Origin of the sequence: Rahnella perminowiae, from assembly GCF_019049755.1 — a bacterium.
Classification (GTDB): domain Bacteria; phylum Pseudomonadota; class Gammaproteobacteria; order Enterobacterales; family Enterobacteriaceae; genus Rahnella; species Rahnella perminowiae.
Window position 1 is genome coordinate 1 of the sequence record NZ_JAFMOS010000541.1, and the last position, 16,647, is coordinate 16,647.

Sequence of the window (16,647 nt, forward strand, 5' to 3'; positions counted from 1 at the left end):
GTTATAAATGTTATTGTCGTCACACAAATGGTTTTGTTTAACGTTAAACTTTATTTTTATATTCATTGCAAAACACATTTTCTTATGACTAACTATAGGCGATTAATACTGCAATTGATTTTTTACTGTATTATTTAAGCATCAGGGAGTATTCACGCTGAGTAAGATAACACTGAAGTCCATTGCCAGGGAATTAGGCGTAACACACACGACGGTGTCGAATGCCTTTAATAATCCGGGGAAATTATCAGAATCATTAAAAAAACGAATTATAGATTATGCTCACTCGGTTAATTTTTATGGCCCGGATAATGTGGGGCGGGCATTACGTACCGGTAAATCGAATGCGATTGGCATTATCTTTAACGACACGCTCAGTTACGTGTTTACCGACAGTCATGACGTGCAGCTGATGCAGGGTATCGCCGCAAAATGTGACAAAGAAGGTGTCAGCCTCATCCTGATCCCTTTGCATAATAAGCAGGGCCCGCAGATCAGTGCCATTAACACGGCAGTCGATGGCTACATACTTAATGCTACGCATATTAATGATCAGATCATCGTCAAGGCGCTGGCGAAAAAGGTGCCGGTGGTGACAACAGATTTTCGCATTCCGCCGCACAGCAGTGTATCGATTGATAACCGCAAGGCGATGCATGAAATCTGTCATCACCTGCTGGAAAAAGGGCACCGCGAATTTGGTATTATTTCCTTTCCGTCCTTGCAGGGGCGTAAAGGAATAAAGCCGCTGACCGTTCCTGTTTCCGGTGATAATGACGTCATGATCACCCGGGTAAACGCCTGTGTGGAGACTTTCCATGCCGGAAATATAAATCTGAATAAATGTTTTCTTTGTGAGACAAGTCACCATGAGGAATTTGGTGAAATTGCCGCAAAGGCATTACTTACCCGTAATCCGGAAATTACCGCGCTGATTTGCCTGTCGGATCGGTTTGCACAAGGAGCGGCGAATTACTGTCGGAAAACAGGATTAACGGTTCCACAGGATATCGCCATTACCGGTTTCGATAATATCCCGCGAGCCGGAAATGAAATTGCCCTCACCACCATTTCTCAGGATCCTGTTAAAAAAGGAGAAGTAGCCGCTGGCCTGTTATTAGAAGGAAAACCGTATATTCACTACGATCTCGAATTTACCCTCATTATACGTGGCTCAACCTGATATTTAGGGGCTCGCCATGAAGTCGAAAGTACTGATGTCAATTTTCAGGATGAAATATGGTCTTATTAAATTGTTTTAAAGCTTATGATATTCGTGGCGTACTGGGCACCGAACTTAATGACGATATTGCTTATCGTATCGGCGGCGCATTTGCCCTTTTTTACCGCCCGCAGCGGGTCGTGCTGGGCAGTGATATTCGTCTGACGTCGTCCGCTCTCAAGCTGGCTGTTGCGCGTGGACTCATGGATCAGGGCACGGACGTGATTGATATCGGCATGACCGGCAGTGAAGAGGTGTATTTTGCCACCCGTTCTTTACAGGCGGACGGCGGGATCGAGATTACCGCCAGTCATAACCCGGACAACTATAACGGCATGAAAATCGTGGGCAGGGAGGCGAGGCCGGTCAGCAGCGACAGCGGGTTAAAGGATATTCAGGCGCTGGCTGAAAATCACCTGTTTTCGACGGTGGCGCAGCCCGGTTCGTATCAACAGCGCTCAAACCGGAGCGCTTATCTGGATCATCTGCTTAGCTATTTAACCTTACCCTTCGGACGGCCGCTGCGGGTGGTGGTTAATGCCGGTAACGGTGCGGCGGGCCCGACGCTGGATGCGCTGGAAAATGCCTTTCGGGCACGCAGTATTCCCCTGAATCTGATAAAAATTCATCATGAGCCGGACGGCACTTTTCCCCACGGTATTCCCAACCCGATGCTGCCGGAAAACCGGCTGGCGACGCGCGATGCGGTGCTCGCGCATCGGGCAGATTTAGGCATTGCCTGGGATGGTGATTTTGACCGCTGCTTTATCTTTGATGAACGGGGTGATTATGTTGAGGCGTACTACATTGTAGGATTACTGGCCGCGTTATTTTTGCAACGTTCGCCTGGCGAAAAAATCCTTCATGATCCGCGTCTGGTCTGGAATACCCGCGACATTATCAATGCCAGTCATGGCATCGCCATCGAAACCAAAACTGGCCACGCCTTTATCAAAGAAAGAATGCGCAGTGAAAACGCTATTTATGGCGGAGAAATGAGCGCCCATCACTATTTCCGGGATTTCGGCTACTGCGACAGCGGAATGATCCCGGCTTTACTGGTATTACAACATCTCAGCCAGAGTCGTCAGAAAATGTCCGGGCTGGTTGCTGCCCGTAAAGCCCTTTTTCCGGTATCCGGCGAAATGAACATCTCAGTCAGTCAGCCCGCTGAGGCCATCCGCCGTGTCCGCGACCATTACCAACACCAGGCGCTGAGCACCCGTCTGACCGACGGGCTGAGTATGGAATTTGATAACTGGCGGTTTAATTTACGCTGTTCCAATACCGAGCCGCTCCTGCGGCTCAACGTAGAAACCCGACAATCTAACGCGCTGTTAGCTGAAATCACCGGGAAACTCCTCGCCCTTGCCGGGGCGTAACCGCCCGTTTGTTTGTTACAAAGGACAACGTTATGTCAGCCTTAACGCTAAAAAATATCCAAAAATATTATGACAAAACGGTCGTGATCCCCGATTTGTCTCTGGAGATCCATTCCGGTGAGTTTCTGGTGCTTGTCGGTCCTTCAGGCTGCGGTAAATCAACGTTACTGCGTATGATTGCCGGGTTGGATACGCTGAGCGGCGGGACTATCCACATTGAAAAAACCGATGTGACGGATTTGCCCGCCGGAAAGCGCGGTCTGTCGATGGTATTTCAGTCCTACGCACTCTATCCACACATGACCGTCAGGCAGAACCTGGCATTTGGTCTGAAGAATATCCGTACGCCGCCGGAAGAAATCACCCGGCGCATAAGCGAAGCGGCACTGATTCTGCGGCTGGATGACATGCTGGACCGGTTGCCGCAAAATCTTTCCGGCGGGCAGCGTCAGCGTGTTGCCATCGGGCGTGCCATTGTTCAGCAGCCGAAAGTGTTTTTGTTTGATGAACCGCTTTCGAATCTTGATGCGGCACTGCGTGTGCAGATGCGTCAGGAAATCAGTCAGCTTCATGCCCGCCTGAAAAACACCATGATTTACGTGACCCACGATCAGGTCGAGGCGATGACGCTGGCGGACCGGATTGTGGTGCTGAACCAGGGACACATTGAGCAAACCGGCACGCCGGTTGAACTCTATAATTGCCCGGGCAGTCTGTTCGTCGCCGGTTTTATTGGTACGCCGAAAATCAATGTAATCCCGGCGCAGGTCATTGATCGACAACTGAGTATTCAGGGCCAGCCGATATTCCCACTGGGCGATAAATTCACGGCTGTCCGGGAAGGGCAAGCAGTATCGCTGGCGATCCGCCCCGAGCTGCTTCGCCTGAATGAAGTGACAGATCACGCGTTTGAGGTTTTGGTTGTTTTCACTGAATTGCAGGGTGATTCCACGCTGGTCTATGCGCGCTTTGGCGAACATATCCTGAAAATGAAGTCATCGAAACAGCTCTCCTTTGCTAAAAATACGCCACTCAGGTTCGGGTTTAATGCCGCCAGCATTTTATTGTTTGATGAAACGGGCAAGCGCATTCTCCCGGATGGCGCGTAAAAAAGGCACTTTTCGGTGCCTTTCGACGAAGATAAACCCAATATCAGGCACTTTTTGCCAGCTGCGCCTTATGTTTGTTTTCACTGAGCATGGTCAGTAGCAGCAGAATAACGGCCAGCACACAACCGGCAATCATCACGATAAAACCGCCGTCCCAGCCAAAGTAATCCACGGTATAACCCACAATGGCGCTGGCCGCGACCGAGCCGCCAAGATATCCAAACAGTCCGGTAAAGCCGGCGGCGGTGCCGGCTGCTTTCTTCGGTGCCAGTTCCAGCGCATGTAAACCAATCAGCATTACCGGCCCGTAAATCAGGAAGCCGATGGTGATCATACAGGCCATATCAATGCCCGGATTGCCGACCGGATTGAGCCAGTACACCACGGTCGCGAGGGTGACCAGCACCATAAAGAACACGCCGGTTGCGCCTCGATTACTTTTGAAGACTTTGTCCGACATCCAGCCGCACAACAGGGTGCCGGGAATGCCTGCGTATTCATAAAGGAAATACGTCCAGGAAGATTTATCTAGCGCGAAGTGCTTCACTTCCTTCAGGTAGGTCGGCGACCAGTCCAGAATGCCGTAACGCAGCAAATAGACAAAGACATTGGCCAGCGCGATGTACCACAGCAATTTATTCGGCAAAACGTATTGCATGAAAATCTGCTTCGCCGTCAGTTCCTGCTCAGCAGATTCTTTTACATAGTCCGGCGGGTAATCGTTTTTGTATTCTTCAATCGGCGGCAGACCGCAGGACTGCGGCGTATCGCGCATGGTCATGAAGGCAAATACCGCCAGCAAGATGGCGCCGAAAGCAGGCATATACAGCGCCGCATGCCAGTCGTTAAACCACGCCATACCCAGCAGAAACAGCAGCGGAGGAATGCCGCCGCCGACGTTATGTGCGCAGTTCCATACCGATACCACGCCACCGCGTTCTTTCTGTGACCACCAGTGCACCATAGTACGTCCGCACGGTGGCCATCCCATTCCCTGGAACCATCCGCACAGAAACAGCAAGACAAACATGATGGCGATGCTTGACGTTGCCCACGGCACGAAGCCCATGAATAACATCACTGCGGCGGCCAGGATCAGGCCAGCAGGCAGAAAGACGCGCGGATTCGAACGGTCCGACACCGAACCCATGATGAATTTTGAGATGCCGTAGGCGATGGAAATCCCGGACAACGCAAAACCAAGGTCACCCCGTGAGAAGCCCTGATCAATCAGATAAGGCATCGCCAGTGCGAAGTTTTTGCGCACCAGATAGTAGGCCGCATAACCGAAGAAAATCCCCATAAATATTTGCCAGCGGAGGCGGCGGTACAGCGGATCGACGTGAGTCTCATCAACAGGAGCTTTGTGGGGCGCGGGTTTAAAGATACTGAGCATACATGCCTCCGATGGCATAAATCAGGTCCGACTCATCATGAGCCATGGGGAAATGGCTGGGCCAATGTGTTCTATAACGAACATCATGTTAGCTATTCGCGCACAAACGGACTGTGATTTATGACGGAGATGTTACATTTTTATTACCGTCGGGCGGGGTTGTGAGATTGGGTAACAGCACAAAGCAAAAAAGGCGGAGCCTGAGCCCCGCCTGTTATTTCCATCACCTCTGAATTTATTGAATTTTCAGGGTACTGATAATGGCTTCTGCATCGGTTTGTGCCTGCTGCTGATTATCCGCAGGCAGGGTAATTTGCAGGGTCAGCAAATGGCTGTCGACCTTGCCCAAAACGATAGACGAATAGGCTTTCTGACCGGCAGAAGTGATCACGCTGTCGTATTGCTGCAACGTCTGGCCGTTCACCTGAATAGATTTATTAGTGACGACCTGCAGATTGGTATCACGCGCTTTTTGCTGATCCTGTAAACGACCCGCCAGAACGTCCAGTGATTCGGGGGTGTTATCTCCCAAAATGACGATCACTGCTTTCTGGCCGGTACTGTCTGCATACACGTGCATATTATTGGCCTGAGTACCCAGCTTACCACTCTGATCGCTCATCCCCTGCGGCAGGGAGAAGGTGACTTTGCCATCCAGCAGGCTGACTGGTGTGGTCGCCGCCGCCGCTGCGGCCGCCGGTGCACCTTTATCTGTGGCCGGTGCATCGGTCGACTTACCGTCACACGCAGCCAGACCGGCGATCAGTACTGCCATTCCCATCATTTTCGCGATATTACGCATCGGGCTTCCTTAAGTGGCCTGTTCACCAGGCTTACATGTTGACTTAACAGCCTTTATGGCAACCTATTCAGGCCACAAATGCAAGTCAGATTATGGCGCGATTTGTGTCTTACCGGCGACCGGGTTTAATGCACGCTGACGGCAGAATGCGGAGTGTTTCCCTTTGCTGACAAACGTTTAAGCAGCATGTTGAGCAGCATGCCGTACATCGGCAGGAAGAACACCAGACAGATCAGGACTTTGAACGTGTAATCCACCATCGCGATTTCTACCCAGTGCTGAGCCATAAAGGCATCGCTGCTTTTGTAGAAGGCGATGAAGAAGAAGGACAGCGTGTCGCTGATATTGCCGAGGAACATTGAGGCGACCGGCGCTATCCACCAGCGGCGGTTCTGGCGCAGGCGGTTAAACACGTGAACATCGAGAATTTGCCCCAGCACATACGCCATAAAACTGGCGGTGGCGATACGGGCAACCATAATATTCAGGCTGTTGAGCGCTCCCATGCCCTGCCATTGCGCTTCAAAGAATAACGCTGAGATGACATAGGAAATGGCCAGTGCAGGCACCATCACGGACAGAATAATCCGTCGTGCCAGCGGTGCACCAAAGATGCGGACAGTCAGATCGGTGGCCAGAAAAATAAACGGAAAAGTGAACGCGCCCCAGGTGGTATGAAAACCAAAGATGGAAACGGGCAGCTGAACCAGATAGTTACTTGAGGTGATGATGGCAATGTGGAATAGCGAAAGCCATATCAGCGCGGAGAACCGCTGCTGAGCAGTAAAGGAGTACATATATGTGACCTTTTTAGTTGATTGGGGTGAGGGAACCCAAATACCCTGCATTCTTGAAACCGCAGGGGCGTTAGCTGTTTGCGGCGCGCATAGTAACTGTTTGCGCACCGTTTGCGCAACAGGGCCGGCGGTTAATTTTAGCGCAATGAGCCCTGTCTGTTGCGTGTGAAATCCAGCGGGTTAAACTATGAGGCTTTGCCGCGCCCAAAGAAGTGTAGAGAAACGAAATGACCGATCCCTTTATCAATCCCGACCATCAGCTTGATGCGCTGGGCTTGCGCTGTCCGGAACCTGTGATGATGGTTCGCAAAGTGGTACGCACCATGAAAGATGGCGAAACACTGCTGATTATCGCCGATGATCCGGCAACGACCCGCGATATTCCCGGTTTCTGCCGTTTTATGGAACACACGTTATTAGCATCTGATACCGATAATCAGCCGTATCGTTATTTACTGTGCAAAGGGTTGAGGGAAAAACAGGGCTGATGGCTCAGCCCGTGTGGTTTATTTCGATTTATTGCGCAACAGCCGCAGCGCATTGGCGGTCACCAGCGCTGTTGCACCGGAGTCCGCCAGCACTGCCAGCCACAATCCGGTCAGACCCATCAGCGTGGTCACCAGGAAAATCGCTTTCAGCCCCAGCGCTATCGTAATGTTCTGGCGGATATTCGCCCGCGTGGCGCGTGAAAGTCTGATCATCTGCGCCAGTCCGCTCAGGCGGTTGTGCGTCAGCGCGGCATCCGCCGTTTCCAGCGCGACATCCGTCCCACTTCCCATCGCAATACCGATTGTCGCCGCTTTCATGGCAGGCGCATCGTTAATCCCGTCACCGACCATGGCGACCGGTTTCTGTGCGTTCAGCGCGGTGACCGCCGAAACTTTATCCGCAGGCAGCAGACCCGCACGAAAATCAATGCCCAGGCGGTCCGCGATGGTTTTTGCCGCGCGCGGATTATCGCCGGTCAGCATGACGGCGGACACGCCCAGTGCTTTGAGTTTCTGCAATGCGTCGGCCGCGTCATCACGCAGACGATCCTGCATGGCGATCAGCCCGATCGCATTCCCTTCCTGTAATACCACGACGACGGTTTTTCCTGTGGATTCCCAGTCAGCAATTTGCACAAAGGTTTCCGGCGTCAGGCCGTTTGGCGTGACACTTTTCGGGGCCAGCACCTGAATTTTACGGCCTGCGACCACACCCTCGACGCCGGCACCGGCCAGGGCCCGGCGATCCTGCGCCGTGAGCGGTAGCGGATTACTGGTTTTTGCACGGGTCAGAATCGCCTGCGCCAGCGGGTGATGCGAACCTTCTTCCACCGCAGATGCCAGACTTAATACCTCGCCTTCGCTGGCGCCGTTCAGCGGTAAAATCTTCGTGATTTCAGGTTTGCCTTCAGTTAGCGTACCGGTTTTATCCAGCGCAACGGTTTGAATCAGCGCCAGTTGCTCAAGCGCTGCACCCCCTTTAATTAATGCGCCCTGACGCGTGGCCGCTGCCAGTCCGGACGTAATGGCGGCAGGTGTTGAAATCACCAGCGCACACGGGCAGCCAATCAGCAGCAGTGTCAGCCCGCGGTAAATCCAGGTCTCCCACGACAGCCCCATTGCCAGCGGGGGAACGATAATCACCAGCAACGACATCAGCATAATGACCGGTGTGTAATAGCGGCTGAAGGTATCAAGGAAACGCTCGATTGGCGCACGGCGTTCATCGGCTTCTTCAATCAGTTGCAGGATGCGGTCGATGGCGCTGCTGCCCGGTGCGGAAGCCACTTCGAGGCGTGCCAGCCGGTCAACACACAGGCTGCCCGCCGGTACTTTTTCACCGGGCAGATGATCTACAGGCACTGATTCACCGGTCAGCGCGCTTTCGTCGAAACTGGCGGCGCTTTGTAAAACGGCGTCGGCAGGCAGGCGTGCACCTGCCGCGATTTCAATGATATCGCCGGGACGCAAACGGCTGACCGGCACGGTTTCCGATTGACCATTCACAATACGGACGGCGGTATCCGGGATCAGCGCCATCAGCGCTTTTACCCCGCTGCGTGCACGGCCGGATGCAAAAGCCTCCAGGCGTTCACCCACCATAAATAGCAGCAGAACCATGGCCGCCTCGGCCGTAGCCCCGATAAACAGTGCACCGAGCGCGGCGATACTCATCAGCGTTTCGATGGCGAATGGCGAACCGGCCCGTGTCTGGCGAATCGCCTGTCGCAGTACCGGCCATAGCCCGACCAGCGTCGTGGCGATAAACGCGATTTTGCCAGCCTGCGGATTGATATGGTCGAGAATCCAGCTCAGCAACATTAGCGCCGACAGGGCGATCAGAGGCAGCGCTTCCTGGAAACGGGAAGGTTCAGCGGCAGGTTTACTGTGTGGCTTGTCGAGCGATTGCAGGGTAAAACCTGCGGCGGTGACGGCATTCTGTACGTTTTGGGTGATATCAAAACCGGCATCAATCACCAGCTTTTCGGTGGCGAACAAGACTTTGGCGCGGTTGATGCCATGAATGCCGGAAACCGCTTTTTCAATTTTCCGGGCACAGGCCGGGCAATCCATGCCTTCCACCTTCCAGCTGTATTGCTGACTGCCGGAAAGCGGTGCTCCGGGGTCATCTTCACCCGGCGAGCCTTCAGTGCCGCTGCCGTCTGATGTGTGTGAGTGCTCACCTGTTTTTGGCGCACAGCAACTGTCTGTCGTGGCGCAGGCAGAAACCGCCAGCGTGGCTTTTTCGCTACAGCAACCTGCCGGATGGGTGCCCGGCTGTGCAATAGCGCCGATTTTGTTGATACGCAGTGCAGGCGCACGTTTGCCCTGACATCCGCAGCTACAGCCGTTGTTTTTTTGCAGTGGGATCATAAAGCCTCCGGTTCGGAACCGAGTGGAATGACTCCCAGTGTAAACCCTGGAGTCAGCTCTAAGGTCAACAAGTATTTTATCAGCGGAACCAGAACGGTTCCGCGGCGGGATATTTTACAGGTATAGCGACCGGACGATCAGGAAGTGCCCGCCAAAATAACAGGCGGCAACCAGCGCGTCAGCGGCGCGGAAGGTAAAGCGGTAACGGCTGACCAGCCAGAGAATATTTCCCAGTAGTAACAGCGCCGCGCCGCAGAATAACGAAAACGCCATGTCGGTGCTGCGTGCGAAATACTGTTCGCCCGCCAGCCAGACCATCAGCAGGGTCATGGCGATGTAAGTGGTCACTGGCCATCGCAGTTCAGCCAGCCGCGTCCAGATCACGGCAAGAAGTATTGCACCGAGGATCAGCAACGTCAGCGGTAGCGGCCAGAAGAAAGTGATGGTCATCTGGCTGGCAAAACTCAGCGTATACAGCAGATGCGACAGGAAGAACGCACCGATGGCATACATAAAGCGTTCTTCAGGCAACAGTAACAGGCCGTCAGCCACCAGCGTCGCCGCCAGACCCAGCAGGATCAGATAGCTGTAAACGTTGAGTGTCGGTGCCTGCCAGGCAAGCAAAAGGAGCAATAACAGGGTGACGGGTTTAAAGACCCAGCGCTGCCAGCGCGGGCCGCGATAGCTGGCATCAACGAATAACCAGCCGGAGAAAAATACAGCGAGGAATGGCCAACTCATTGTTTATCCTTTTATATTTCAGCACAGAACATAAAAACCGATGTCAGGGTCTGCCTTCAGAAAAACACATCCTGTTTTCCCGGACTTGCTTTCAGTGTAGGAGAGAGAGCATGGCGGCGACAATCAGAAATCCCCGTAACGGCAGGTCTGATGTATGTGGGTTCAGGATGAGAGGAATTTACGGCGCAGGGCGCGCCGTAAAAGCGGGGATTACTTTTTAGCTGGCAGCGGCGGCTGTTTTTTCTGCCAAGCCATCAGTTCGAAGACGCCGAACAGGAAGATGCGGGTTTGCAGCCACGGGCCGATGGTGTCTTTTTCCTTGCCCTGCGTGGCTTTAAGCAGCATTACCTGCAAACCATGCATGAAGAACATGAACACAATCGCCACGTCCAGAAAGTATTTGATCGGCTTAGGGAACGGGTGGATCAGGTTAAACGCCAGAAACACCCAAATACATAACATCAACAACCGACCAATATTGATCAACATCTTACTGCTCCTGTTCTGGTGAGCCGGTTTCAGGCGTCACATCGCGATGGTAGAGGCGATAAGCAACTTGTCCGGCGACTTTCTCACGGTGTAACCGCCAACTGGCAGGCACATCCAGAGTGTCATGTTCGGCTTCTGTTTCGACATAAATCCAGGCTTCGTCAGCCAGCCACTGGTTGTGCTCCAGCAGGTTCAGGGTGTCTTGCAGAATGCCTTTGCGGAAAGGCGGATCGAGGAAAACCACGTCAAAAGCATTTCCGGCTTTTGCCAGCCAGTTCAATGTATTGACGTTAAATACTTTCGCATCACCGGCGTTTAGCAGCGCCAGGTTTTTCTCTAACTGTTGTGCAACCGGCCGTTCAAACTCCAGCAGTGTTGCGCTGGCCGCATAGCGGGACAATGCCTCCAGACCGAGTGCGCCACTGCCTGCAAAGCAGTCCAGACAATGCGCACCCTGCAAAACCGGCGCCAGCCAGTTGAACAGCGTTTCACGTACGCGATCGGTGGTCGGTCGCAACCCCGGGCTGTGGGGAACCGGAAGTTTGCGTCCGCGCCATTGTCCGCCAATAATTCGGATCTGGCCTGCGGCGGGCGTGTTGGGTTTTTTTGCCATAGTTCGCTTGTGTCATCCAAAGCCGTCAGGCTTCGTTACTTATCGTTTGGAGGGCTATTCTACCGGTGTGCGGGCAATGGGCAAATGTTTAACATTGTCGATTGAAAAACCAGCGGAATTCAATACGCGGGCGTGTTGCCTGCAGGGGAAAGTGATAGACTGCCTGACCATAACCCTATTAATAATCCGTTCGCCAGTCATTAACGGCGAGGAGTGACGTTGTAAAATGGCAAAAGATAAAAAACGCGGTTTCTTCTCCTGGTTCGGTCGTGGCCGTCAGGAAGAAGAGCAGCAGAAGGAAGAAACACGCGACGCACAGTCCGTTGTCGAAGAACAACCGGCGTCCGTGCCTGAGCATGAAGAGTCAGCCGTTGCTGAAGAACCGGGTGTTCCGGTTGAACGTGAGCCAGTTGTTGAACCAGAACCGGAAGTCGGACCCGCGCCGGAAATCGAACCGGAACCTGAAATTGAGCCTGAGCCGCTGACAGAGCCGGAAGCTGAACCTGAACCGGTTCGCGAACAGGCCTCGGCTGAACTGGCACAAGAAATTGTTCACATCACCGAACAGGTTGCCGCGCAGCCTGAGGTTGTTGAAGAAAAAGTCATTGAAGATGAGTTTGTTGAATCGGCAGAAGAGATTGCGGAAGACCAGCGTCAGGATACCCTTGATTCTGTTGACGATAACGCGGCGGTAGACGAACCGCTGCCTGTGGCGCTGGATCCTATCGTCGTCCTGCCTGCCGGTGAAACTGAACAGGAACGCCCGACTAAAGAAGGTTTCTTCGCCCGTCTTAAACGCAGCCTGGTCAAAACGAAGCAGAATCTGGGCTCCGGTTTTGTCAGCCTGTTCCGTGGTAAGAAAATCGATGACGATCTGTTTGAGGAGCTGGAAGAACAGCTGCTGATTGCCGACGTTGGCGTCGAAACTACCCGTAAAATCATCACTTCACTGACTGAACATGCCTCGCGTAAGCAACTGAAAGACGCCGATGCGCTGTACGGCAAGCTGAAGGAAGAAATGTCCGAAATACTGGCAAAAGTTGACGAGCCACTGGATGTCAGCGGCAAAACCCCGTATGTCATTCTGATGGTGGGTGTGAACGGTGTCGGTAAAACCACCACCATCGGTAAAATGGCGCGCCAGTTTGAAGCACAGGGTAAATCTGTGATGCTGGCGGCAGGCGATACCTTCCGTGCGGCGGCCGTTGAGCAGTTGCAAGTCTGGGGTCAGCGTAACAAGATCCCGGTGATTGCGCAGCATACCGGTGCCGATTCCGCCTCCGTCATTTTCGATGCCATTCAGGCGGCGAAAGCCCGCAATATCGACGTACTGATCGCCGATACCGCAGGACGTTTGCAAAACAAAGCGCACCTGATGGAAGAACTGAAGAAAATCGTCCGGGTGATGAAGAAACTCGACGAAGATGCACCGCATGAAGTTATGCTGACGCTCGACGCCAGCACCGGCCAGAACGCGGTCAGTCAGGCCAAATTATTCAACGAAGCCGTCGGGCTGACCGGAATAACGCTGACTAAACTGGATGGCACCGCAAAAGGCGGCGTGATCTTTGCCATCGCTGATCAGTTCAGCATTCCGATCCGCTACATTGGTGTCGGTGAAGGTATCGAAGATTTAAGGCCTTTTAAGGCAGACGATTTTATTGAGGCACTTTTTGCCCGAGAGGATTAATACGGATGATTCGCTTTGAACAGGTCAGTAAAGCTTATCTGGGCGGACGACAGGCGCTTCAGGGCGTCAACTTTCACATCCAGCAAGCGGAAATGGCATTTCTGACCGGACACTCTGGCGCGGGTAAAAGTACCCTGCTGAAGCTGATTTGCGGTATTGAGCGACCGAGTGCCGGACATATTTTGTTTGGCGGTCATGACATCAGCCGCCTGAAATCCAGTGAAGTGCCGTTTCTGCGTCGCCAGATCGGCATGATTTTTCAGGATCACCATTTGCTGATGGACCGTACGGTCTATGACAATGTGGCGATGCCGCTGATCATCTCCGGGGCCAGCAGTGAAGATATTCGTCGCCGCGTGTCGGCCGCACTGGATAAAGTCGGATTACTGGATAAAGCGAAGAACCTGCCGATCCAGCTTTCCGGTGGTGAACAACAGCGTGTGGGTATTGCCCGCGCAGTGGTGAACAAACCTGCAGTGCTGCTGGCGGATGAGCCGACGGGTAACCTTGACGGTGAACTATCAGAAGGTATTTTGCGTTTATTCGAAGAATTTAACCGTGTCGGCGTCACCGTGCTGATGGCGACGCATGATGTGGGTCTGATTGCCCGTCGTAATTATCGCACGCTGACGCTGAGTCAGGGGCGGATGTCGGGAGGGGTGTACTAATGGCAAACAGTCCGAACCCGGCGAAAACCGCAAAAAGCGCCCGTGCTGCGAAAAGCAAAGCATTACAGGGAGGCTGGCGCGAGCAGTGGCGCTATGCGTGGATGAATGCGCTGGCTGACATGTTGCGTCAGCCGCTGGCAACGCTGCTTACGGTGATGGTGATCGCTATTTCCCTGACGCTGCCGAGTGTCTGTTATCTGGTATGGAAGAACGTCAGTACGGCCGCAGAGCAGTGGTATCCGACGCCACAACTGACGGTGTATCTTGATAAAGCACTGGATGATGATGCCGCAGAAAACGTGGTGAAAACCCTGAAAACGGAAGCAGGGGTGGATAAAGTTAACTATCTGTCCCGCGAAGAAGCGATGGGTGAATTCCGCAACTGGTCAGGCTTTGGCGGCGCTATGGATATGCTGGAGCAAAACCCGTTGCCGGCCGTGGCTATCATCACGCCTAAAATGAATTTCCAGGACGCCGCAACACTCAACACCTTGCGCGACCGCGTGGCGGCTGTGCATGGCGTGGATGAAGTGCGTATGGATGACAGCTGGTTTGCCCGTCTCGCGGCGCTGACCGGTCTGGTCGGACAGATTGCGGCGATGATCGGCATCCTGATGGTGATTGCGGTCTTCCTCGTCATTGGTAACAGTGTGCGACTGAGTATCTTCAGCCGGCGCGACACCATCAACGTCATGAAGCTTATCGGTGCGACCGATGGCTTCATTTTGCGACCGTTCCTCAACGGTGGTGCGATGCTTGGTTTCACCGGCGCGTTGTTGTCACTGATCCTCTCGGAAGTCCTGGTACTGCGTCTTGAGAGCGTGGTGACGCAGGTTGCGCAAGTCTTCGGCACGACCTTTGACCTGCACGGTCTGGGCTGGGATGAAAGCCTGCTGCTGCTGATCGTTTCCGCGATGATTGGCTGGATTGCCGCCTGGCTGGCGACGGTTCAACATTTACGGCGATTTACACCACAGTAGTCAGAATTTGCTATAATGTCCCCCTGCTGCTCAGTCATTGTGTATCAGGGGGAAGCGGTTTCAGGCCAGTCAGCCACATCATTTTCCTGCTTCCCCTGCAATGGCACAAATTCACTATCCAATAGTCAGTCTGTCACTTACAGTCTTTAGACTGTTGAATCTGTCCGTGAACTTTATGTAAAATTCGTGGTCGTAGAGCAGCGAATATGAAGGGCTCGGCGTTGCTTTGTTGTCGCCTTTAAGGCCAGCAATGTCGCGGTATCATCCCGCAGCAACGTGGTATAAAACCTGCATTATGTCATACATGAGAGGCTTTAATGACCAAAGAAATGCGCACTTTAGCATTAGTACCCCAAGGTAGCCTGGAAGCCTATGTTCGGGCCGCCAATGCCTATCCTATGCTCACCGCAGAGGAAGAGCGGGCGCTGGCTGAACGGCTGCATTACAACGGTGATCTGGAAGCAGCGAAAGAGCTGATCCTGTCTCACCTGCGCTTTGTTGCTCACATTGCCCGCAACTATTCAGGCTACGGTTTGCCACAGGCAGACCTTATCCAGGAAGGTAACATTGGCCTGATGAAAGCGGTACGTCGCTTTAATCCGGAAGTCGGTGTGCGTCTGGTATCCTTTGCCGTGCATTGGATCAAAGCGGAAATTCACGAATATGTGCTGCGTAACTGGCGCATCGTGAAAGTCGCAACCACTAAAGCGCAGCGTAAGCTCTTCTTCAACCTGCGTAAAAACAAACAACGTCTGGGCTGGTTCAGTCACGACGAAGTCGAGCACGTCGCCCGCGAACTGGGTGTGACCAGTAAAGATGTGCTGGAGATGGAATCACGCATGGCCGCACAGGACATGACGTTTGACCCGACGCCGGATGATGAACCACGTGACGGCGCAGCGATGGCACCGATGCTCTATCTGCAAGATAAGAGTTCTGACTTTGCAGAAACCATCGAAGAAGATAACTGGGATCAGGACGCGACCGACAAACTTTCCTATGCGATGGAAGGTCTTGACGAACGCAGCCAGGATATCATCCGTGCACGTTGGTTAGACGACGATAACAAATCGACGCTGCAGGAACTGGCCGACAAATACGGTGTTTCCGCAGAACGTGTTCGTCAGCTTGAAAAGAACGCGATGAAGAAATTACGTATGGCGATCGAAGCCTGATCAACGTAGCGCAAAACGAAAAAAGCGACCTCCGGGTCGCTTTTTTTATGCCTCAAATTCAGCGATAACGCACCGTGCTTCAGGATTTTCTCCAGACGTCTTCTTCCCGCACAAAACCACATGCCTGCATAAAGGCAGCGGTAACGGCGTCATCATCAGCCTTCATCGTCCAGCTCCTCACCTGTGGCAATTGCGCCTGTAAGTCCTCCATCAGATACAACCCGACACCACGACGGCGGGTGACGTCCCGTACCAACAGATCGTGAAGTTCACCCTGATTGCCGTTGAGCGTGATTTTGACTGCGCCCAGAATGCGTTCATTAAACACGGCCGCGAACAGCGCACGGTTATTTTGCAGGCTGGCTTGCCAGTCACTTTCAGTTTGCGCCGGCCAGATTTTGGCCAGATCGATCAGGTCCTGCGCGCTGAGTGACGTCAGTTTTTGGATAGTTAATTTCATGATGCGGAAGGTCAGAAAATGGGAACGCCAGTGTAGCGGATCCTTCTAAAAATCGGGCGTAACTTTTTTTGTACAGTAACAGCGTGAAAACTTTTTTAGAGATCCGAGTATAAGCGATAAATGTTGGCTTTAATCAATAATGCCAGCGTTAACGACTGATTGTCTGAAACGGAACCGATTTTCCATCCAAATAAAATTCTGTTTACACCTCATATTTCTGATTGTGCCATTTGATTTGCAGAAGAAAATTCCTGTTTAATGT

At 52.9% G+C, this 16,647-nt stretch carries 16 protein-coding genes; 8 read left to right on the plus strand and 8 right to left on the minus strand.

The features are described 5' to 3' along the window. Nucleotides 1-157: 157 nt before the first annotated feature. From J1785_RS12890 to J1785_RS12900, 3 genes are read left to right on the plus strand one after another with little or no spacing between them, the layout of a single operon-like run. Nucleotides 158-1,183 carry a LacI family DNA-binding transcriptional regulator gene (locus J1785_RS12890; RefSeq protein ID WP_217219527.1) on the plus strand — a complete coding sequence of 342 codons (1,026 nt, stop codon included), beginning with the start codon at nt 158-160 and terminating at the stop codon, nt 1,181-1,183. A gap of 56 nt (nt 1,184-1,239) precedes the next feature. After that, nucleotides 1,240-2,604: a phosphohexomutase domain-containing protein gene (locus tag J1785_RS12895; protein ID WP_217219524.1), complete on the plus strand. Its 1,365-nt coding sequence runs from the start codon at nt 1,240-1,242 to the stop codon at nt 2,602-2,604. 32 nt (nt 2,605-2,636) lie between these two features. After that, the gene (locus tag J1785_RS12900) at nt 2,637-3,713 is read left to right on the plus strand and encodes an ABC transporter ATP-binding protein (protein ID WP_217219525.1); all 1,077 of its coding nucleotides are present in this window, start codon (nt 2,637-2,639) and stop codon (nt 3,711-3,713) included. Nucleotides 3,714-3,756: 43 nt separating this feature from the next. Here the strand turns inward: J1785_RS12900 and glpT are convergent, their stop codons facing one another. From glpT to J1785_RS12915, 3 genes are all read right to left on the minus strand, one after another. Continuing rightward, nucleotides 3,757-5,109, minus strand: a complete 1,353-nt coding sequence (gene glpT / locus J1785_RS12905) for a glycerol-3-phosphate transporter (RefSeq protein WP_217137699.1) — start codon at nt 5,107-5,109, stop codon at nt 3,757-3,759. A 235-nt stretch (nt 5,110-5,344) separates the two neighbouring features. Further along, on the minus strand, nt 5,345-5,911 hold the full coding sequence (locus tag J1785_RS12910) for a DcrB family lipoprotein (protein WP_217157791.1): 567 nt from the start codon (nt 5,909-5,911) through the stop codon (nt 5,345-5,347). Between the two features lie 125 nt (nt 5,912-6,036). Continuing rightward, entirely contained in the window at nt 6,037-6,708 is a 672-nt protein-coding gene (locus tag J1785_RS12915; protein WP_129992153.1) for a 7-cyano-7-deazaguanine/7-aminomethyl-7-deazaguanine transporter, read from the minus strand. 227 nt (nt 6,709-6,935) lie between these two features. On the opposite strand from J1785_RS12915, the gene tusA reads away from it, so the two are divergent. Continuing rightward, nucleotides 6,936-7,196: a sulfurtransferase TusA gene (gene tusA / locus J1785_RS12920; protein WP_129992154.1), complete on the plus strand. Its 261-nt coding sequence runs from the start codon at nt 6,936-6,938 to the stop codon at nt 7,194-7,196. A gap of 18 nt (nt 7,197-7,214) precedes the next feature. Here the strand turns inward: tusA and J1785_RS12925 are convergent, their stop codons facing one another. The 4 genes from J1785_RS12925 to rsmD all read right to left on the minus strand — a co-directional run bounded on the left by J1785_RS12925 (nt 7,215) and on the right by rsmD (nt 11,412). Next, complete coding sequence (locus tag J1785_RS12925) at nt 7,215-9,569, minus strand: zinc/cadmium/mercury/lead-transporting ATPase (protein ID WP_217219526.1); 2,355 nt, start codon at nt 9,567-9,569, stop codon at nt 7,215-7,217. A 114-nt stretch (nt 9,570-9,683) separates the two neighbouring features. Next, nucleotides 9,684-10,310, minus strand: coding sequence for a lysoplasmalogenase (locus J1785_RS12930; RefSeq protein ID WP_129992156.1), 627 nt, complete (start codon nt 10,308-10,310; stop codon nt 9,684-9,686). Between the two features lie 210 nt (nt 10,311-10,520). Further along, the gene (locus tag J1785_RS12935) at nt 10,521-10,799 is read right to left on the minus strand and encodes a DUF1145 family protein (protein ID WP_129955187.1); all 279 of its coding nucleotides are present in this window, start codon (nt 10,797-10,799) and stop codon (nt 10,521-10,523) included. A gap of 1 nt (nt 10,800) precedes the next feature. Next, nucleotides 10,801-11,412: a 16S rRNA (guanine(966)-N(2))-methyltransferase gene (rsmD, locus tag J1785_RS12940; protein WP_129992157.1), complete on the minus strand. Its 612-nt coding sequence runs from the start codon at nt 11,410-11,412 to the stop codon at nt 10,801-10,803. Between the two features lie 226 nt (nt 11,413-11,638). Here rsmD and ftsY point away from each other — a divergent pair, with 226 nt between their 5' ends. The 4 genes from ftsY to rpoH all read left to right on the plus strand — a co-directional run bounded on the left by ftsY (nt 11,639) and on the right by rpoH (nt 15,925). After that, nucleotides 11,639-13,102: a signal recognition particle-docking protein FtsY gene (ftsY, locus tag J1785_RS12945; protein ID WP_129992158.1), complete on the plus strand. Its 1,464-nt coding sequence runs from the start codon at nt 11,639-11,641 to the stop codon at nt 13,100-13,102. Nucleotides 13,103-13,107: 5 nt separating this feature from the next. Further along, a complete protein-coding gene (ftsE, locus tag J1785_RS12950; RefSeq protein ID WP_013577472.1) occupies nt 13,108-13,770 on the plus strand; it encodes a cell division ATP-binding protein FtsE in 663 nt (220 codons plus the stop codon). After that, entirely contained in the window at nt 13,770-14,750 is a 981-nt protein-coding gene (gene ftsX, locus J1785_RS12955; protein WP_129955184.1) for a permease-like cell division protein FtsX, read from the plus strand. The genes ftsE and ftsX overlap by 1 nt, the downstream gene beginning before the upstream one ends. A gap of 317 nt (nt 14,751-15,067) precedes the next feature. Continuing rightward, nucleotides 15,068-15,925, plus strand: coding sequence for an RNA polymerase sigma factor RpoH (gene rpoH, locus J1785_RS12960; protein ID WP_015699086.1), 858 nt, complete (start codon nt 15,068-15,070; stop codon nt 15,923-15,925). A 79-nt stretch (nt 15,926-16,004) separates the two neighbouring features. On the opposite strand, the gene panM is transcribed toward rpoH, so the two are convergent. Further along, nucleotides 16,005-16,385, minus strand: coding sequence for an aspartate 1-decarboxylase autocleavage activator PanM (gene panM / locus J1785_RS12965; protein WP_217137696.1), 381 nt, complete (start codon nt 16,383-16,385; stop codon nt 16,005-16,007). Between the last annotated feature and the right edge of the window lie 262 nt (nt 16,386-16,647).